Annotated in this window: 16 protein-coding genes and 1 pseudogene; 4 read left to right on the top strand and 13 right to left on the bottom strand. The window is 73.6% G+C overall.

Annotated features, from left to right (window positions below):
- Window positions 1-10 precede the first annotated feature (10 nt).
- A complete protein-coding gene (locus HZF07_RS23350) occupies window positions 11-784 on the top strand; it encodes a ceramidase domain-containing protein (protein ID WP_157339910.1) in 774 nt (257 codons plus the stop codon).
- Here the strand turns inward: HZF07_RS23350 and HZF07_RS23355 are convergent.
- On the bottom strand, window positions 769-2,091 hold the full coding sequence (locus tag HZF07_RS23355; RefSeq protein WP_181645651.1) for an LLM class flavin-dependent oxidoreductase: 1,323 nt from the start codon (window positions 2,089-2,091) through the stop codon (window positions 769-771). The genes HZF07_RS23350 and HZF07_RS23355 overlap by 16 nt on opposite strands.
- Before the next feature lie 49 nt (window positions 2,092-2,140).
- On the opposite strand from HZF07_RS23355, the gene HZF07_RS23360 reads away from it, so the two are divergent.
- On the top strand, window positions 2,141-3,235 hold the full coding sequence (locus HZF07_RS23360) for a calcium:cation antiporter (protein WP_157339911.1): 1,095 nt from the start codon (window positions 2,141-2,143) through the stop codon (window positions 3,233-3,235).
- Here the strand turns inward: HZF07_RS23360 and rodA are convergent.
- From rodA to HZF07_RS23395, 7 genes are all read right to left on the bottom strand, one after another.
- Entirely contained in the window at window positions 3,232-4,401 is a 1,170-nt protein-coding gene (gene rodA, locus HZF07_RS23365) for a rod shape-determining protein RodA (protein WP_181645652.1), read from the bottom strand. The two genes, HZF07_RS23360 and rodA, sit on opposite strands and share 4 nt — an antisense overlap.
- A gap of 1 nt (window position 4,402) precedes the next feature.
- Window positions 4,403-6,541, bottom strand: coding sequence for a penicillin-binding protein 2 (gene mrdA, locus HZF07_RS23370; protein WP_157339912.1), 2,139 nt, complete (start codon window positions 6,539-6,541; stop codon window positions 4,403-4,405).
- Entirely contained in the window at window positions 6,541-7,053 is a 513-nt protein-coding gene (mreD, locus tag HZF07_RS23375) for a rod shape-determining protein MreD (protein WP_157339913.1), read from the bottom strand. Before mreD ends, mrdA begins: the two co-directional genes overlap by 1 nt.
- Entirely contained in the window at window positions 7,050-7,949 is a 900-nt protein-coding gene (mreC, locus tag HZF07_RS23380; RefSeq protein ID WP_157339914.1) for a rod shape-determining protein MreC, read from the bottom strand. The genes mreD and mreC overlap by 4 nt, the downstream gene beginning before the upstream one ends.
- On the bottom strand, window positions 7,946-8,977 hold the full coding sequence (locus HZF07_RS23385) for a rod shape-determining protein (RefSeq protein ID WP_181645653.1): 1,032 nt from the start codon (window positions 8,975-8,977) through the stop codon (window positions 7,946-7,948). The genes mreC and HZF07_RS23385 overlap by 4 nt, the downstream gene beginning before the upstream one ends.
- A 192-nt stretch (window positions 8,978-9,169) precedes the next feature.
- Entirely contained in the window at window positions 9,170-9,589 is a 420-nt protein-coding gene (ndk, locus tag HZF07_RS23390) for a nucleoside-diphosphate kinase (RefSeq protein ID WP_157339915.1), read from the bottom strand.
- A gap of 10 nt (window positions 9,590-9,599) precedes the next feature.
- Window positions 9,600-10,283, bottom strand: coding sequence for a pyridoxamine 5'-phosphate oxidase family protein (locus HZF07_RS23395; protein ID WP_157339916.1), 684 nt, complete (start codon window positions 10,281-10,283; stop codon window positions 9,600-9,602).
- Window positions 10,284-10,353: 70 nt separating this feature from the next.
- Here HZF07_RS23395 and pdxR point away from each other — a divergent pair, with 70 nt between their 5' ends.
- Complete coding sequence (pdxR, locus tag HZF07_RS23400; protein WP_157339917.1) at window positions 10,354-11,682, top strand: MocR-like pyridoxine biosynthesis transcription factor PdxR; 1,329 nt, start codon at window positions 10,354-10,356, stop codon at window positions 11,680-11,682.
- On the opposite strand, the gene HZF07_RS23405 is transcribed toward pdxR, so the two are convergent.
- The 4 genes from HZF07_RS23405 to HZF07_RS23420 form a co-directional block, all read right to left on the bottom strand.
- On the bottom strand, window positions 11,668-12,069 hold the full coding sequence (locus HZF07_RS23405; RefSeq protein ID WP_232522979.1) for a DUF4233 domain-containing protein: 402 nt from the start codon (window positions 12,067-12,069) through the stop codon (window positions 11,668-11,670). The two genes, pdxR and HZF07_RS23405, sit on opposite strands and share 15 nt — an antisense overlap.
- Entirely contained in the window at window positions 12,066-13,436 is a 1,371-nt protein-coding gene (gene folC / locus HZF07_RS23410) for a bifunctional tetrahydrofolate synthase/dihydrofolate synthase (protein ID WP_157339918.1), read from the bottom strand. The genes HZF07_RS23405 and folC overlap by 4 nt, the downstream gene beginning before the upstream one ends.
- A gap of 45 nt (window positions 13,437-13,481) precedes the next feature.
- Window positions 13,482-15,032 carry an Ig-like domain repeat protein gene (locus HZF07_RS24665; protein WP_157339919.1) on the bottom strand — a complete coding sequence of 517 codons (1,551 nt, stop codon included), beginning with the start codon at window positions 15,030-15,032 and terminating at the stop codon, window positions 13,482-13,484.
- A 64-nt stretch (window positions 15,033-15,096) separates the two neighbouring features.
- Window positions 15,097-15,987: a GNAT family N-acetyltransferase gene (locus HZF07_RS23420; protein WP_157339920.1), complete on the bottom strand. Its 891-nt coding sequence runs from the start codon at window positions 15,985-15,987 to the stop codon at window positions 15,097-15,099.
- Window positions 15,988-16,063: 76 nt separating this feature from the next.
- Here HZF07_RS23420 and valS point away from each other — a divergent pair, with 76 nt between their 5' ends.
- Window positions 16,064-18,682, top strand: a complete 2,619-nt coding sequence (gene valS / locus HZF07_RS23425; protein WP_157339921.1) for a valine--tRNA ligase — start codon at window positions 16,064-16,066, stop codon at window positions 18,680-18,682.
- A gap of 15 nt (window positions 18,683-18,697) precedes the next feature.
- Here the strand turns inward: valS and HZF07_RS23430 are convergent.
- Window positions 18,698-19,079 (bottom strand): annotated as a pseudogene (locus HZF07_RS23430) (hypothetical protein); the annotation flags it as partial.

The raw sequence follows: 19,079 nt of genomic DNA on the forward strand, positions 1-19,079 counted from the left end.
GGGTCAGCACATGCCGGACCGGTCGCTGCGCCCGCTGGGGTACGCCGTGGCGACGGCCGTCCTCTCGACCGGGCTGCTCGTGGTGGCGGTCGGGGCGGGGTGGCTCGGGGCGGACGTGGGGCGCGGCGCGAACTTCTGCGAGGCGGCGCGGGACGGGTGGGTGAAGCAGCCGGCGAACACGCTCTCCAACCTGGGATTCGTGGTCGCCGGGCTGGTCATCGCGTGGCACGCGGGGCGGACGAGACTGAACGGCCTGGCCACGCCGTACGCGTGCGTCGTGGTGTTCCTCGGACCGGCGAGCGCGGCGATGCACGCGACGCAGTCGGAGCTGGGCGGGCAGCTCGACCTGCTGAGCATGTACCTGGTGGCGTCGTTCGCGGCGGCGTACGCGCTGATGCGGTGGGCCGGCCGGGACCGGCTGTTCTTCTGGCAGGTGTTCAGCCTGATGGTGGCCGGCTGCGAGCTCGTGGGGCTGCTCGGCGACGACGTGCCGGTCGTGCAGCAGTCCGGCAACGTCGCGTTCGCGGCGCTCCTGCTGACGGCCGTGGTCGTCGAGGTGCGGCTGTGGCGGCGCGGCGGGCCGACCCGGACCGACCTGCGCTGGGGCGGCGCGGCGCTGGGCACGGTCCTCGTCGCGTTCCTGATCTGGAACGTCACCAAGACGCTCTGGTGCGACCCGCACTCGCTGCTGCAGGGGCACGCGGCGTGGCACCTGCTGGACGCGCTGTCGGCCTACCTGCTCTTCCGATTCTGGGCGAGCGAGCGGGCTCAGAAGAACCCGTAGCGGTCCAGCGGGCCGACCAGCTGCTCCTCCTCGTAGGAGAGGTGGCCGGTCAGGGCCTCGGCCAGCCGGTCGACCGCCGCCCGCAACCCCGGCAGGCCGTCCGAGTCCGAGCCCGCGACGACGGCGACCAGCGCGCGGTCGACCTCCTCGAGCAGCCCGTGGATCGTGTGGTGCTCCTCGTCCAGCCGGTCCAGGACCGGCGCCAGCGACGGGTCGCTCGCTCGCAGGTGCGGGAACATCGAGCTGCTCTCGATCGTGTGGTGGGTCGCGACCAGGCGGCAGTAGGACTGGCAGTAGGCGCCCATCGTCCAGTCGTTCTGGCGCATCGTCATCTCGTTGATGACGCCCCGCGCCCGGCCCGCGTCGAGCGAGCCGGCCTCGACCTGGCCGATCACGTCGAAGACCTGGGCCAGCTCGGCGCGCAGGTGGTCGTGCACGTCGACCAGGTGCCGGCCCATGCCAGCGACCTCCGGCTGGGACGGCGTAGGAGCGGCCGCGGGCACCGGCGCGCCGGCCCGCGCCGCCGCGACCAGCTCTCGTACGGCGGGCGCCACCTCGGCACCGAACCGCTGGACGAGCGCCGGGTCGTCGGTGCCGACGACGAAGGTCGAGACGCCGTGGGTGAGCGCGAGCTCGGCCAGCCACTCGGCCCAGCGCGGGTCGTCCGACGGGGTCACGTTGTAGAGCCGGCGCACGTCGATCGGCGCCCGGCCCGCGGCGACGGCGGCGTCGTCGATCAGCTGGTTGCGCTCGCCCAGCGTCTCCGGCGGCACGTAGGACTGGCTGGGCAGCCAGCCGTCGGCGACCCGGCCGGTGAGCGCGAGCATCTTCGGGCCGATCGCGCCGACCCAGATCTCGACGTCGTGGGCCGGTGCCGGCCCGCGCTGCCAGGTCGCGCGCACCGTGGAGATCCCCTCGTCGAGCGCGCGCAGCGCCTCCCCCGGCGTACGGCGCGGTCCGCCCATCTGCACGATGCCGTCCCAGAACGCGCCGGCGCCGAGGCCGAGCTCCACGCGACCACGGCTGAGCAGGTCGAGGCTGGCGACGGTGGTGGCCAGGACGTGCGGCGGCCGCAAGGGCAGGTTGGTGACGTTGGTGGTCACCCGGAGCGACGAGGTCCGCGCGAGCACCGTCGCGACCAGCGCCCAGGCGTCGAGGAAGCGCCGCTGGTAGGGGTGGTCCTGGAACGTCGCCAGCTCAAGCCCCGCCGCCTCGGTCAGCAGGGCCAGCTCGACCACGCGGTCCGGGTTCGACGCGTCCGGGGTGAGGAAGGTGCCGAACTGGAGGTCCTGTCCGTAGTCGCCCACGGGACCCATCCTCCCCGACCCGGCCAGCCCGTCTCCGTAGGGTTGCGGCATGACGCGCTCGGCATGGCTGCACTGGACGACGCTCGCGCCCCTCACCGCCACCGTGGTGCTGGCGCTGTCGTGGGGCAGCCACCCGGGGGTCGTCGCCGCCCTCGGGATCGGCATCTTCCTGGTCGGCGCCGTGCTCTCCGCCGTCCACCACGCCGAGGTCGTGGCGCACCGGGTCGGGGAGCCGTTCGGCTCGCTGCTGCTCGCCGTCGCCGTCACGGTGATCGAGGTCGCGCTGATCGTCACGCTCATGAAGAGCGGGTCGGACACCTCTGCCCTCGCCCGCGACACCGTCTTCGCCGCCGTCATGATCACGCTCAACGGCATCGCGGGACTGTCGCTGCTGATCGGCGCGGTGAAGTACCGGATGGCGGTCTTCAACCCCGAGGGCGCCGGCTCGGCGCTGCTCACGGTCGTGGCCCTCGCGGCCCTGACGCTGGTGCTGCCGCGCTTCACGACCAGCGCCCCGGGTCCGGAGTTCTCCGGCGCGCAGCTGGCCTTCGCCGCCGTCGCCTCGCTCGTGCTCTACGGCGTGTTCGTCTTCACCCAGACCGTCCGCCACCGTGACTTCTTCCTCCCGGTGGACGGCGGTCGGGGCCCCGTGGACGCGGACGACGACGGGCACGCGGACCCGCCCAGCGACCGCGCGGCGCTGGCGAGCCTCGGGCTCCTGCTGGTGGGGCTGGTGGCGGTGGTCGGCCTCGCCAAGGTGGAGTCCTACCCGATCGAGGACGCTGTCGCGGCCGTCGGGCTGCCGCACTCCTTCGTCGGTGTCGTGATCGCGCTGCTGGTGCTGCTGCCGGAGTCGATCGCGGCCGCCCGGGCGGCCGCCCAGGACCGGGTGCAGACCAGCCTCAACCTGGCCTACGGCTCGGCGATGGCCAGCATCGGCCTGACGATCCCGGCGATCGCGGTCGCCTCGATCTGGCTGGACGGCCCGCTCGTGCTCGGGCTCGAGCCCACCCAGATGGTGCTGCTGCTGGTGTCGGTCATCGGTGCGGTGCTCACGGTCGTGCCGGGCCGCGCCAAGTCGCTGCACGGTGCCGTCGCGCTCGTGCTGCTCGCGGCGTTCGTGTTCCTGGCGATCAATCCCTAGCGGGCGACCAGCACCCGCGCCGCCGAGAGCCGGGACGCCGGTGCGTCGAGCGTGCGCAGGTGGATGTTCTGCAGCAGCCCGACGGCGAGCATGCTCGCGAAGAGCGAGCTGCCGCCGTACGACACGAACGGCAGGGGTACGCCGGTGACGGGCATGATGCCCAGGCACATGCCGATGTTCTGGAAGGCCTGGAACGCGAACCAGCAGGCGATCCCCGCCGCCGCGAGCCGGCCGAACGTGTCGTCGGTGCGCATCGCGATCGCGAGGGCCCGCCAGACGACCAGCCCGAGCAGGGCGATCAGCACCCCGGCGCCCACCAGCCCGAGCTCCTCACCGGCGACGGTGAACACGAAGTCCGTGTGCTGCTCGGGGACGAACCCGGCCCGCGTCTGGGAGCCGTCGAAGAGGCCCTCGCCGAAGAGGCCGCCACTGCCGATCGCGATCCGGGCCTGCAGCACGTTGTAGCCGGCGCCGCGCGGGTCGAGGTCGGGGTTGGTGAAGGCGAGGAACCGGTCGAGCTGGTACTGCTCGAGGAAGCCGACGGCCACGGCCGCGACCGCCGCGGTGATGCCGCCGGCGACCAGCAGGCCGAGCCAGCGGCGCGGGGCGCCGGACACCGCCACCACTCCCAGCACGGTCGCGGAGAGCACCAGCATCGTGCCGAGGTCGGGCTGGAGCAGGATCAGCGCGGCCGGGAGGCCGGCGATCACGAGCATGCCGATCACGTCGCCGAGGCCGCGGTCGGGTCGGCCCTTGCGCGCGTCGGCGCGCTCGGCCACCCAGAGCGCCATGCCGATCACGACGGCGAGCTTGGCGATCTCGGACGGCTGCAGCGACATCCCGCCCAGCTGGAGCCAGGATCGCGAGCCGTTGACCGTGCTGCCCATCGCCAGCACCAGCACCAGCCCGCCCACCGCGGCGAGGTAGGCCAGCGGCGCGACGATCCGGACCCAGCGGTGGTCGGTGGCGATCACCAGCGTCATCAGCACCAGCCCGATGACGACGTTGACGACCTGCTTGCGCAGGTACGCCGTGGGGTCGCTGCCGGTGAGGTCGGCCCGCTGGGCGGTCGCCGACCACACCAGCAGCACGCCGAGCGTGAGCAGCGCGAGCACCGCGAGGAGCAGCACCCAGTCGAGGCGGGGCACCCGCGTCGGTCGGTCCACGTCAGTCGCCCTCCTGCTCGCGCGTGGAGACGGGCGGCAGGATCGAGCCGTCCGTCATGAACATCGGCAGCCCCTTCGGGGGCGTGGTGCCGGGGATCGCGGCCCGGTCGGGGTGCACGCTCTCGCCGTCGATGCCGTAGAGCGCCTCCCAGATCGCCCGCACCGGCTCGCCGGAGGTGCCGGAGCCGGTGCCGGCCTGGGTGACCATCATGACCACGACGTAGTTCTCGTCGTACGTCGCGACCCACGATGTCGACTGCTTGCCGTGCACCTCGGCGGAGCCGGTCTTGCCGTGGATGTGCACCCGGTCGAGCGGGAACCCGGTGAACTTCCACGCGAGCGTGCCGACCTTGGGGGTGCCGAGGAGCGCCTGGTTGACGTAGGCGATGCTCGCGGGCGTCGCGTCGACCTTGCCCTGGACCTTCGGCTTGATGCGGCGCACGAGCGTGCCGTCGGGGCCGACGATCGCCTTGCCGATCCGTGGCTCGTAGAGGGTGCCGCCGTTGGAGAGCGCGGCGTAGGCGCGCGCCAGCTGGAGCGGGGTGACGATCGTGTCGCCCTGGCCGATCGAGTAGTTCACCGCGTCGCCGGCCCGGTAGTAGTTGCCCTCCAGGCAGAACTCGTGCGCGAAGACGTGGAGGAAGTCACTCTTGCCGGACCCGTCGGCGTCGATGCCGCAGTAGTAGTCCTTCATCGACTTGTAGTACTCGAGCTTCCACCTGCGGTCGGCGATCCGGCCGCTGGCCTCGCCCGGCATGTCGATCCCGGTCTCGTGGCCGAAGCCGAAGTCCTTCGCCACCGCGACCAGCGGGTCCTTGGCATCGACGTTCTCCGGGTCGGAGCCGTACTGCTGCCAGTAGCGCAGGCCGACGCGGTAGAAGAACGTGTCGCACGAGAGCTGCAGGGCCTTGTCGAAGCCGATGTAGCCCTTGGACGCCGACTCGTAGTTCTTGAACCAGCGGTTGCCCACCTGCAGGCCCGAGGAGCAGTCGAGCCGGGTGTCGGGGCCGAACCCGTTGTTGAGCGCGCCGACGGTCATGATCGGCTTCCACGTCGAGCCGGGGGCGAACTGGCCCTGGGTCGCCCGGCCGAGGAGCGGGTTGTCCGCGCCCTCGTCGTAGAGGCGGGAGAGCTGCTTCTTGCTGATGCCGCCGACCCAGACCGAGGGGTCGTACGTCGGCTGGCTGGCCATCGCGACGATCCGGCCGGTCCTCGCCTCCATGACGACCGCGGCGCCCGAGTCGGCGGCGTAGTTGCGGCCGGTGACGTCGTCGAAGGTGCCGCGCGCCTTCTGGATGGTGGTGGCCAGCTGCTGCTCGACGATGCCCTGCACCTTGGCGTCGATGCTCGTCACGAGCGTGGCGCCCGGCTCGCCGTCGACCTCGCCGTCGTCGCCGAGCACCCGGCCCATCGAGTCGACGGCGACGCTGCGGTAGCCGGGCATGCCGCGCAGCCACGCGTCGTACTGCTGCTCGACGCCGGCCCGGCCGACGGTCGAGGCGCCGTTGAGGGAGGTGTCGTCGGCCGCCTCGGCCGCGTCGAGCTCGTCCTCGGTGATCGGGCTCAGGTAGCCGAGGACGTGCGCGAGGTTGATGCCGTAGGGCGCGGGGTAGGCGCGCACGCTCTGCTGCTCGGCGATGATGCCCGGGAAGTCCTCGGGCTGCTCGAGGATCCGCAGCGCGACCGACTTCTTGACGTCGGAGGCGATCGGCACGGGCTGGTAGGGCGAGCCGTTCCAGCACACGCCCGGCTCCGACCCCTCGTCGCCGCAGGTCACCAGGCTGCGCCGGATCCGCGCGGCGCCGACGCCGACGACGTCGGCGACCCGGTCGACCAGCACCTCCTGCTCGCGCTCGGTGAGCTTGCCGACCACGTTGCGGTCGACCGAGACCACCCAGGAGGCACGGTTGGCGACCAGCGGGCGGCCCATGTCGTCGACGATCAGGCCCCGCTGCGGCTGCACGACGATCTCGCGCACGGACTGGGAGGTGGCCTGCGCGTGGTACTGGTCGCCCTCGGCGACCTGGAGGTAGTAGAGCCGGGCGAGCAGCGTGGCGAACAGCGAGAACGCCAGGACCTGGACGACGACGAGTCGGAGCCGTCCGGAGCTCGCCTGCTGGCTCGGGTGCTTCGGCGACATCAGGCCAGGGACCGGTCCGGCTCGAGCCGTCGGAACATCAGCATCACCGGCGGCAGCACGAACGGCGTGAGCACGACGTCCCAGATCACGCTCAGCACCACCGTCTGGAGGAGGTCGGGGATCCCGAGCGCCGGGTCGCTGAGGATCAGGCCGGTCAGCGCGAAGACCGAGGTGCCGACGAACGACGACGCGGCGACCGTCGCGACGACGGTGCCCGGCGTGGGCCGACCCTCGCGGCGCACCCGGCCGGCGACGTACCCGACGACGGCGAGCGCGAGCGCCCACCGGCCGGCGATGTGGTCGGCGGGCGGCGCGAGGTCCAGGGCCAGCCCGGCGGCGAACCCGAGCACGGCGGCGAACTGCGGTCCGCGGGTGAGCGCGGCGCCGACGACGACCAGCAGGCAGAGGTTGGGGACGATGCCGTCCCAGGCGAGGTGGGAGAAGAAGGACACCTGGAGCACCAGGGCCACGACGACGGCGCCGGCGGCGGCGGCGATCCGCAGGGGGCTCATCGCAGCGTCCCGTCCGCCTCGATGACCGACCGGTCGCTCGCGGTGCCCGACGGCACCACGACGCCGACGAGGTCGAGGGCGCCGAAGTCGACGTAGGGGTCGACGACCGCGCGCTGGGCGGTCTCGCGCAGGCTGCTGTAGACGGTGGTGACCCGGCCGATCGGGACGCCCGAGACGTAGGGGCCGCCGCCCTGGCTCCCCCACGTGACGACCGCGTCGCCCTTGCCGGGGATCGCCGTGTCGTCGACGAGCTCGAGGTCGAGGCGACCGTCGCCGCCGAGGACGCCGCGGCCGGTGACGAAGCCGACCTCCATGCTGCGGCCGACGCGGCCGCCGACCACGGAGTCGGCGTCGACGATGAGGAGCACGGTGGCGGTCGTGCGGGTCACCCGCAGCACCCGCCCGACGAGACCGTCGTGGTTGACGACGGTCAGGTCGGGCCGGACGCCGGCCTCGGAGCCGGCGTCGATGGTGACGGTCCGGGAGAAGGACTGCGAGGGGCCGAGCGCGACGACGCGGGCCGGCACCAGGGAGTAGCCGAGGCCCTCGGCGGCCGCGGTGAGCCCGTCGTACTCGGCGAGCCGGTTGCGCGCGTAGTCGTCGGTGGCGATCTGCGAGCGCAGGTCGGAGTTCTCGGCCTGGAGGTCCAGCAGGTCCTGCTGCATCGAGTCCTTGGAGCGGAACCAGTCGGGCACGGCGGTGAACGGGCGGACCGCTGTCGCGGTCGCGACCTCGGCCGGGCCGAACACCTCCCCGACGGCGCGGCGGACCGGGTCGAGCGGAGAGGTGGTGCGCGAGTCGAGCGTGATCAGCGTGAGGCTGGCGAGCACGAGCGCGACGAGCACGGACGTCTTCGGGCGGTCCCGGTCGGGGTCGCGGCCCCAGTGTCGATTCATCCGACGCGCCTGCGGTCGGTGACCAGGACCTGCTGCAGCGCCTCGAACTCCTCCACGCACTTGCCGGCGCCGAGCGCGACCGAGGTGAGCGGGTCCTCGGCCACGTGCACCGGCATGCCGGTGTCGTGGCGCAGCCGCTCGTCGAGGCCGTGCAGCAACGCGCCGCCGCCGGTGAGCACGATGCCGCGGTCCATGATGTCGCCGGCGAGCTCGGGCGGCGTCTGGTCGAGCGTGCTGCGCACGGCGTCGACGATCGCGTGGAGCGGCTCCTGCATCGCCTGGCGCACGTCCGCGCTCGAGACAGTGACGGTGCGCGGCAGCCCGGAGACCAGGTCGCGGCCGCGGATCTCGGCCTCCGGCTCCTCCGAGCGCGGGAACGCCGAGCCGAGGGTGATCTTGACCTCCTCGGCCGTGCGCTCGCCGAGGAGCAGCGAGTGCTCCTTCTTCATCCAGGCCACGATCGCCTGGTCGAGGTCGTCGCCCGCGGTGCGGATCGACAGGCTGGTCACGATGCCGCCCAGGGAGATCACGGCGACCTCGGTCGTGCCGCCGCCGACGTCGACGACCATGTTGCCGGTCGGCTTGTGCACGGGCAGCCCGGCGCCGATGGCCGCGGCCATCGGCTCCTCGACGATGTAGACCCGGCGCGCGCCCGCCTGGTAGCCGGCCTCCTTGACCGCCCGCTGCTCCACCGCGGTGATGCCGCTGGGCACGCAGATCACCATCCGCGGCTTGGCGAAGTAGCGGCGCCGGTGCACCTGCTGGATGAAGAACCGCAGCATCTGCTCGGTCGCCTCGAAGTCCGCGATCACACCGTCCTTGAGCGGCCGGATGGCGGTGATGCTGTCGGGGGTCCGGCCGATCATCCGCTTGGCGTCGTGCCCGACCGCGAGGATCTCGCCGGTGGCCTCGTTGAGTGCCACCACGCTCGGCTCGTCGAGGAGCACGCCCTTGCCGCGCACGTAGACGAGGGTGTTGGCGGTGCCGAGGTCCACGGCCATGTCGCGGCCGATGAAGCTGTTCGCCATGCCATGCCTCGCAGGGGTCACTCGTGGGGAAGATGGGACGCCTGTGACGCCCGAGTCGAGCGTACGAGGCGACCCGGCCACCCGCGGGGAGGACACGCGCGGGCGGCGGGTGACCTCAGCGGATGTCGGGCGTGGGCTCCTCGCGCGCCAGCCAGGCGTCGCGCCCGCCCTGCGGTACGTCCACGCAGTGGGTCAGAGGTTCGGGAACCAGATCCCGATCTCCCGCTCGGCCGACTCCAGCGAGTCCGAGCCGTGCACCAGGTTCTGCTGGACCTTCAGGCCCCAGTCGCGACCCAGGTCGCCGCGGACGGTGCCGGGCGCGGCCACCGTCGGGTCCGTGGCGCCGGCGACCGAGCGGAAGCCCTCGATGCAGCGCTCGCCCTCGAGCACCATGGCGACCACGGGACCGGAGAGCATGAACTCGACCAGCGGCTCGTAGAACGGCTTCCCCTCGTGCTCGGCGTAGTGCGCGGCGAGCAGCTCGGGCGTGGCGGTGCGCAGGTCGAGCGCAGCCAGGGTGTAGCCCTTGGCCTCGATGCGGCGGATGATCTCGCCGACCAGGCCGCGGCGGACGGCGTCGGGCTTGAGCAGGACGAGCGTGCGCTGGGTCATGCGGCAAACCCTATAGAGCGGCTGCCCGCCCGACGACGTCGGCCGGGACCGGACCGGACGAGTCGGCGTCCGGCACCGGTCGTCCCGCGACGCGCCGGAGCGGGATGTGGCCGCCCCAGACCCCCGCCTCGACGTCGGACGGCTCGTCGACGGGGCCGCCGGCGCGGGCCTTCATCGACGCCTCGTGCAGCGGCACCGCGAGGACCGCGGTCGCGACCAGCTCCTTGCGGGTGCTGGGGCGCAGGGTCGCCGAGCGGCCGGGGATCATGTGGTCGACGATCAGATCGAGCGCGTGCTGCCGCTCCTCGGCGTCGTCGACGAGCCGGGCCCGGCCGATGACGACCGCGGAGCGGTAGTTCATCGAGTGGTGGAACGCCGACCGCCCGGCGACCAGCCCGTCGAGCTCGGTGACGGTCACGCACACGGTCCGGTCGGTCGACGCCCGCAGCCACCCGGCCGCGACCGATCCGTGGAGGTAGAGCGTGCCGTCGCGATCGGGGCCGTCGAGGTCCACGGCGTACGCCGTCGGCAGCACGAGCGGGTGGCTGGCGCCGTCGCGCTCGACGGTGACGCCGAGGTGCGCCACCAGCGCGTCGGCGAGCAGCTCGTGCAGGGCCGCGCGGTCCTCGACCATGCGGTTGCGACCGCGGCCGATGCTGGTGCGGGACGTCGGGGACAGCGTCGTGCTGGGCATGGGTCTACCCTGGCCGAGAAGTGGCCTGCACGCACGGGCCAATCCGACACCAGTTCGACAGGCCAATCCGATGCCGACGCTCCCCGTCACGCTCGACCGCTCCGTCCCCGGCTCGCTGCCGGGGCAGCTCTCCGGCGGCATCCGCGCCCTCGTCGTCGACGGCACCCTGACCCGCGGCGACCGGCTGCCGAGCAGCCGGGCGCTCGCCGCGGACCTCGGGGTCAGCCGGTCGGTCACCGAGCAGGCCTACGAGCAGCTGCTCGCCGAGGGCTGGCTCGAGGCCCGCCGCGGGGCCGGCACGTTCGTGGCCGCGACCGGCGCCGGCACCGGCGCGCTCCCCCGGCGCCGCCCGGTCCGCGCGGAGCCGGAGCTGGTCCGCCTGGACGCCGGCACGCCGTGGATCGACCCCCGGCACGCCGCCGGTTGGCGCCGCGCCTGGCGCGAGGTCTCCACCGCGCGACCGCCGCGGGGGTACGACGACCCGCGCGGGCTGCCCGAGCTGCGCGGCCTCCTGGCCGAGCGGCTGGCCCGCACCCGCGGGCTGGCCGTCGACCCCGAGGAGGTCGTGGTGACCAGCGGGACCACCGACGGGCTCCGGCACCTGCTCACCGTGCTGCCGCCGGGCCCGGTCGCCCTCGAGGATCCGGGCTACCGGGCCGCGGCCGAGACCGTGCGCGGGGTCGGACGCGAGGTACGGGACCTGCCCGCGGACGGCCCGATCACCGACCTGGCGGACGCGGCCGCGGCGTACGTGACCCCGGCCCACCAGCACCCGCTCGGCCGGGTGATGCCGGGGTCGGACCGGCTCACGCTGCTGGCGGCCGCCCGGGCGGCGGGCGCCGTGGTGGTCGAGGACGACTACGACTCCGAGTTCCGCTACGACGTCGCACCCGTGCCCGCGCTCGCGAGCCTGGACCGTACCCGCGTCGCCTACCTCGGCACCGCCGCCAAGTCGGTCGCGCCGTCGCTGAGGCTGGGCTGGCTGCTGGCGCCGCCCGACCTGCTCGACCCGCTGAACGCGCGCCGGGTCGTCACCCACGAGGGCGCGCCGTGGCCGGTCCAGCGGGCCTACCTCGCGCTGCTGCGGGACGGGTACGTCGACAAGGTGGTGCGCACCGCGCGCCGGGTGTACGCCGAGCGGGCGCCGCGGGTCGCCGCCGCGCTCTCGCCGTACGCCGAGCTCGCCGGGCCGCTCGCGGGCATGTACTCGACGTGGCTGCTGCCCCAGGGCGATGCGCTGCGCGCCCGCACAGCCGCCCGTCGGGCCGGCTTCGAGGTGAACCTGCTCTCGGACTACTGCCGGACGGCCGCGCTCACCGGCCTCGTCGTCGGGTTCGGCGGCGTCACCGACGACGAGCTCGACCGGGCGCTCGCAGCCCTGACGTCAGCTCTCGGGTGACGGCGGCTGCGCCGCGTCGAAGGCCTCGTAGGCCGCCGCTCGCTCCTGCTCGATCTTGCGACCGAGCAGGTAGGCCGCACCCCACAGGACCGCGAAGACGACGCCGAGCACGAACATGAGCGGGATGACGAAGCCGAGCGCGATCGCCGCGGCCTGCACCACCCAGCCCAGCCAGTAGGCCCACTCCGCGCGCAGCAGGCCGGCGAGCAGCAGGCAGGCGAGCGCCAGGCCCAGGCCGATCGCGAGCGCGGGGCCGGTGTCCACGGACTCGACGGCGATCAGCACCGGGGTCGTCAGGCCGAGGGTGATCGCCTCGAGGCTGAGCACGGCCGCGCACATGCCGCGCCGCGGCGAGCGGCTCCGCTCGTGGGCCGTGGCCTCGGTCATCGGGCACCCCCCCTCTCCGGGCGGACCAGCAGCCGACGCGCCTCGCCGACCGTGACCACGGAGCCGGTCACCAGCACCGCTCCCGAGCCGACCGACGCGGCGGCGCCGGCCTCGGCGAGGGCAGCGGCCTGGTCGATGGCGTCGGCGAGCCGCGGCACGACCGTGACCCGGTGCTCGCCGTAGATCTCGCGCGCGGTCTCGGCCAGCCGGTCGGCGGACAGTGCCCGATCGGTGGAGTTCTGGGTGCAGACGACGTGCGCGAGGTGCGGCTCGAACGCGGCCAGCACCCCGTCGGCGTCCTTGTCGGTCATCACGCCGACCACGCCGATCAGCGGGTCGAAGGTGAAGGAGTCCTCGAGCGCGGCGGCGGTCGCCTCGGCACCGTGCGGGTTGTGCGCGGCGTCGAGCACGATCGTGGGGCTGCGCCGCACGACCTCGAGGCGGCCGGGCGAGGTGACCTCGGCGAACGCCGCGCGCACCACCTCGTCGTCGAGCGGCTGGCCCTCGCCGAGGAACGCCTCGACCGCGGCCAGCGCGAGCGCGGCGTTCTGGGCCTGGTGGGCGCCGTAGAGCGGCAGGAAGACCTCGTCGTAGCGGCCGCGCAGGCCTTGGAGCGAGATCACCTGGCCGCCGACGGCCGGCACCCGGGCGGCGACGCCGAAGTCGAGGCCCTCGCGGACGACCGTCGCACCGACCTCCGTCGCGCGGGCCAGCAGCACGGCGGCGACGTCGGGCTCCTGCTGGGCGAGGACGGCGGTCGAGCCCTCCTTGATGATCCCGGCCTTCTCGATCGCGATGGCCGCGGCGGTGTCGCCGAGGTAGCGCGCGTGGTCGATCGCGATCGGCAGCACCACCGCGACGGCGGCGTCCATGACGTTGGTGGCGTCCCAGGCCCCGCCCATGCCGACCTCGACGACCGCGACGTCGACCGGCGCGTCCGCGAAGGCGGCGTAGGCCATGCCGACCACGGTCTCGAAGAACGACAGCGGGTGGTCCTCGCTGGCGTCGACGAGGTGCGTGTACGGCGCGACGTCGTTGAACGCGCGCACGAACTCCTCGTCGGACAGCGGCTCGCCGTCGACGGAGATCCGCTCCGACATCCGCTCGACGTGAGGGCTGGTGAACCGGCCGGTGCGCAGGTCGTGCGCGCGCAGCAGCGTGTCGATCATCCGCGACGTCGAGGTCTTGCCGTTGGTGCCGGTCAGGTGGATCACCGGGTAGGCGCGCTGCGGGTCACCCAGCAGCTCGGTGAACGCCTCGATGCGGTCCAGCGAGGGCTCCAGCCGGGTCTCGGGCCAGCGGGACAGCAGCGCGTCCTCGACCTCCTCGAAGGTCGCGGCGAGCCGGGGTGCGGGTAGGTCTGTCATGTCCTGACGAGTCTAGGGACTCCCCGCACTCCCGGCGCACCGCGGTCAGCGCCGCGCCACCACGACCGTGCGCACCGTCGCCGCGGTGAAGTCGTCCGAGCCGGCGTACGACGCCACCACGACGTGGCGACCCGGCGCGAGGCGAGCCGTCCGGCAGGACGCCTTGCCGTCGCGCAGGGGCGTCTTGCACACGCGCTTGCCGTCGACGGTCCAGGTGACGGGACCGGCGGGGACCAGCGACGAACCGGACGGTGCGGAGACCGTCACCTGGAAGCGGACCCGGGCGCCGGCCGCGGCACGGGCCGGACCGCGGAGACCGGCCCGCGTCGGGGCCGCGGCGTGGCCGCCGTCCGCGCCGGGCGCAGCCGGGGTCACTGGCGTCACCGGCGTCACCGGCGTCGGAGCCGCGGGCGCCTGGACGGTGAAGTGCCGGACGAGCGCCGCGACGTTCCCCGCCTGGTCGGTCGCGGTCGCGACGAACGTGTGGGCGCCGCCGGCCAGGTCGCTGAGGCTGACCGGCGCACCCGGCGCGCACCCGACCGGGGTCCCGTCGACCGAGCAGGCCAGCGTGCCGGGGTTCGCCTCCAGCTGCTGGACGGTGATGCTCGTGGCGCCTCCGGCGAGGACGGCACCCTCGGCCGGAGCGTCGGTCAGGGCGAGGGCGGGCGCCGTGGAGTCCACGACGAAGGTGCGGGCCGCAGTGGCCACGTTGCCCACGTCGTCGGTGGCCCGGACCTCGACCGTGCGCGCGCCGTCGGCGAGCACCGGCGCCCACGGCGACGCGCACGGCGCGAAGGCGCCACCGTCGACCCGGCACGCGAGGCCCACGACGTCCGCGTCCGCGGTCAGCTGGAGCACGGGCGGCGCAGCGACGAAGGCGGCCACCGGCGAGATCCCCACAGCCACGGCCTTGTCGACGGTCACGACCTTGGTCACCGGGTCCGACATGTTGCCGGAGGCGTCGACCGACCGGACGGCGACGGTGTGGCCGCCGTGGGACCAGCCGCTGAGCGAGAGGGTGGAACCGGCCGGGACCTGGAGCACCCCGTCGACGGTCCAGCGGTAGGACGCCACGACGCCGCTGTTGTCGGAGCCGGACGCCGAGACCGAGTAGCCCGCCGGACCGACCCGGGCGGGCGGGGCGAAGGTCACGGTGGGCGCCGTCGTGTCGACCCAGCCCACGGTCACCGTGCGCGACGCCTGGTCGTTGGTCACCTGGCAGGTCGGCGCGAGGCCGCACCCCAGCGACGACGGCGACCAGGAGGGCGTGTACCCGGCCGGCCCTGCCGACGCGGTCAGCGTGTAGGTCGGCCACCCCTCTGTGGGGCGCTCGGCATCGCTCGTCGTCTGGCTGTCGGTGACCGTGCAGGTGGCGCCGCAGGAGATCGCGTGCCCGCCGACGGCGTTGCTGGTGACCGTCCCGGCGACCTTGGAGACCGTCAGCTGCGAGGTGTAGGTGTGCTCCGGGTCGCCGCCGCCGCACCCCTCGATCGGACAGGCGGACACCTGTGCCGCGGCCGGCCCCTGCCCCGACCAGGCGGCGAGGGGGACGATCACGGCGGCGGCCACCAGGGCCACGAGACGGCGAAGCTGCACGGTTCCTCCTGAGTTCGCGGACCGGCCTGCTGCCGCCCGACGCCCAGGAGTGCGACGCACGTCGTCAGATACCGACGAGCAGGTTCACCATGTCGACGACCGGGCGGTAGCCGATCGACTCGTAGATCCTGTTCGACGTCGGGTTCGCCTGGTCGGTGAAGAGGCAGCAGCGCACGCCCCGGTCGAGGAGCAGCTGGGAGACCTCCGCGACGGCCCGGCTCGCGTATCCGTGGCCGCGGTGCTCCTTGGGCGTGTAGACCGGGCCGATGCGCGCGACGCCGTGGGCGGGTGGGTTCGCCGCGGTGAGGTGCACGACCGCGCCCGACGCGTCCTCCCACAGCCACACGACGCCGTCGGCGATCCGCGTGAGCATCTGGTCCTCGGAGAGCTCCTCCATCGCGTGCGGCTCGTCGCGCCCGGCCTGCTCGGCGGCGTCGGCGCCGAACGCGCGGAACCAGGCGAGGCACCGGCCGACGTCGTCGGAGGTCGCGACCCGCAGCCGGCCCGGCGGGGCGGGCGGCACCACGAGCTCGTCGAGCTCGAAGAGCCGCATGTGCTCGTGCACCCGGGCCGCTCCGCCGCTCAGCCGCGCGGTCTCCTCGGCGAAGACCCCGGCGGCCGGAAGGGCGCCGTTGACGCCGCCGACCTCCTCACCGCGCTCGTGCAGCAGTCGCGCCAGCGCGACGGCTGCGGCGTCCGGCATCGGCAGCAGGTAGACCGGGTAGGGCGCGAACGGCGCGGTGCGCATCGCCACTCCGGTCACCGCGCCGCTGTCGTCGCGAGCCACGGCCCACCACTGGTACGGCGCGTCGCTCCCGCCACCCCGCGCGATCCGGGCGGTCACCGTGGCGATCACGGTCGTGACCACCGGATCCGCCGCGAGGTGTCCCTCGGCGTCCCGCAGGAACGCGGCCGGGTCGTCGGTGAGCGTCACCCGCTGGCTGGAGGTAGGCATGCCCGAAGTCAGCCAGGGCGCAGCGCCGAGAGCAACCGGTTTCAGCCGGAGGCGCCGCTCGCCCTAGGCTTTCCACATGACCGACACGCAGGCTGACCAGGCACCGGAGACGACGACGGCACCCCAGCGCGTCGTGGTCGTACCCGAGAAGCCCGCGCTCGAGGGCCTCGAGGCCACCTGGAGCGAGCGGTGGAAGGCCGACGACACCTACGCCTTCGACCGCACCCAGCCGCGCGAGAACGTCTACTCGATCGACACCCCGCCGCCGACCGTGAGCGGCAGCCTGCACGTCGGCCACGTGTTCTCCTACACCCACACCGACCTGATCGCCCGCTTCCAGCGCATGCGCGGCAAGTCCGTCTTCTACCCGATGGGCTGGGACGACAACGGCCTCCCGACCGAGCGCCGGGTGCAGAACTACTACGGCGTCCGCTGCGACCCCTCGCTCCCCTACGACGCCGACTTCACCCCGCCGGAGAAGCCGGACCCGAAGAGGCAGATCCCGATCAGCCGGCCCAACTTCATCGCCCTGTGCGAGGAGCTGGTCCAGCAGGACGAGCAGGTCTTCGAGCAGCTGTGGCGCACCCTCGGCCTCTCGGTCGACTGGAAGCAGCACTACACGACGATCGGCGCCAAGGCGCAGACGGCCAGCCAGCGCGCGTTCCTGCGCAACTTCGCCCGGGGCGAGGCCTACCTCCAGGAGGCACCGACCCTCTGGGACGTCACGTTCCAGACCGCGGTGGCGCAGGCCGAGCTCGAGGCGCGCGAGTACGCCGGCGCCTACCACCGGGTGGGCTTCCACCGCCCCGACGGCGGCGTGATCGCGATCGAGACCACCCGGCCCGAGCTGATCCCCTCCGTCGTCGCACTGATCGCGCACCCCGACGACGAGCGCTACCAGCCGCTGTTCGGCACCACGGTGACCAGCCCGGTCTTCGGCGTCGAGATCCCGGTGCTCGCCCACCCCGCTGCCGAGATGGACAAGGGCGCCGGCATCGCGATGTGCTGCACCTTCGGCGACCTGACCGACGTCACCTGGTGGCGCGAGCTGAACCTCCCGGTCCGCACGCTGATCGGCCGCGACGGCCGGCTGTCCCGCGAGACGCCCGACTGGCTCGCGCACGAGCCCGCCGCCTCGGCGTACGAGGACCTGAAGGGCAAGACCGCCTTCTCCGCGCGCGAGGCGATGGTCGCCAAGCTGCGCGAGTCCGGTGACCTCGACGGCGAGCCGAAGCAGACCCAGCGGATGACGAACTTCTACGAGAAGGGCGACAAGCCGCTCGAGATCGTCGCCACCCGCCAGTGGTACATCCGCAACGGCGGCCGCGACGCCGCGCTGCGCGGCGAGATGCTCAACCGCGGCAACGAGATCCAGTGGCTCCCCGGCCACATGAAGCACCGCTACGACAACTGGGTCGGTGGCCTCAACGGCGACTGGCTGATCTCGCGGCAGCGGTTCTTCGGCATCCCGTTCCCCGTCTGGTACCCGCTCGACGCCGACGGCGAGCCCGACTACGACCACCCGCTGCTCCCCCGCGAGGACGAGCTCCCGATCGACCCGTCGACCGACGCGCCCTCCGGCTACACCGAGGACCAGCGCGGCCGGCCGGGCGGCTTCCTCGGCGACCCCGACGTGATGGACACCTGGGCGACGTCGTCCCTGACCCCGCACATCGCGGGCGGCTGGGAGTCCGACGACGACCTGTGGCAGCGGGTCTTCCCGATGGACCTGTGCACCCAGGCGCACGACATCATCCGCACCTGGCTCTTCTCGCGCGTGGTCCGCTCCCACTTCGAGAACCACGCCGCTCCGTGGTCGCACGCGCTGGTGTCCGGCTTCATCCTCGACCCGGACCGCAAGAAGATGTCGAAGTCCAAGGGCAACGTGGTCGTCCCGACCGACATCCTCGACAAGTTCGGCGCCGACGCCGTGCGCTGGCGCGCCGCCATGGCCCGCCCCGGCCTGGACTCGCCGTTCGACGAGACCCAGATGAAGGTCGGCCGGCGCCTGGCGATGAAGGTGCTCAACGCCTCGAAGTTCGTGCTCGGCAACGTCGGCGCCACCAGCGTCAACCCGTTCGAGGTCTCCGAGCCCGTCGACTGCGCGCTGCTCGGCCGGCTCGCCCAGGTCGTCACGGCCGCCACGGACGCGTTCGAGGCCTACGACTACACGACCGCGCTCGAGACCGCCGAGAAGTTCTTCTGGGAGTTCTGCGACGACTACCTCGAGCTGGTCAAGGAGCGCTCCTACGACACGGACGGTGGCGCCGCCACCGCCTCCGCGCGGGCGGCGCTCCTGCTCGCGCTCGACGTCCAGCTGCGCCTGCTCGCGCCGTTCCTGCCGTACGTGACCGAGGAGGTGTGGTCGTGGTGGCAGGAGGGCTCGGTGCACCGCGCGTCCTGGCCGACCGTCGCCGAGCTCGGCTCGGCCGCGGCCAGCGACCCGGTGACCCTGGACGCCGTCGCCGCCGCCCTGGTGGGCATCCGAGGCGCGAAGTCGACGGCGAAGGTGTCGATGCGCGCGGAGCTGTCGCGGGTCGAGGTCCGGGGCCCGCGGGCACTGGTCGACGCGGCCGCCCAGGCAGCCGACGACCTGCGCAAGACCGGCCACGTCACCGGCGACCTGGTCTTCACCGCTGACGCGGAGGCGACCGAGATCAGCGTGAGCGCGGAGCTGGCCCCCGTCGAGGGCTGACCCGCGGCGGCGGGCTCAGCGCCAGCCGCCGCCTCCGCGACCGTAGTCGCCGTAGGGCTGCGCGGGGAGCACGGAGGCGATCTCGTCGAGCAGGTCTCCGATGCTCTGGCCCGACGGCCCGGGGCCGGGGGTGCTCGTGCTCCCGGCGGGCGTCGGCGGCACGGCGGGCGCAGGCGGCGTCGGCGCTCCGTCCGGGCCCTGGCCGCGCCCCTGGCCGCGCCCCTGGCCGCGCACGTGGCTGAGCAGGTGGCTGAGCGCCTGGCTGACACTCGGCCGAGCGTGCCCGGCGGGGTTCGTCGCGGGCGGCAGGGTCGGAGTCGGGACCGCAGGCACGGGTGGGGCGGGCACCGGCGGGGCGGGCGCGGCCGGGGCGGGCGCGGTCGGGGCGGGCGCAGCC

The sequence above is a fragment of the Nocardioides agri genome, assembly GCF_013778305.1.
Classification (GTDB): domain Bacteria; phylum Actinomycetota; class Actinomycetes; order Propionibacteriales; family Nocardioidaceae; genus Nocardioides; species Nocardioides agri.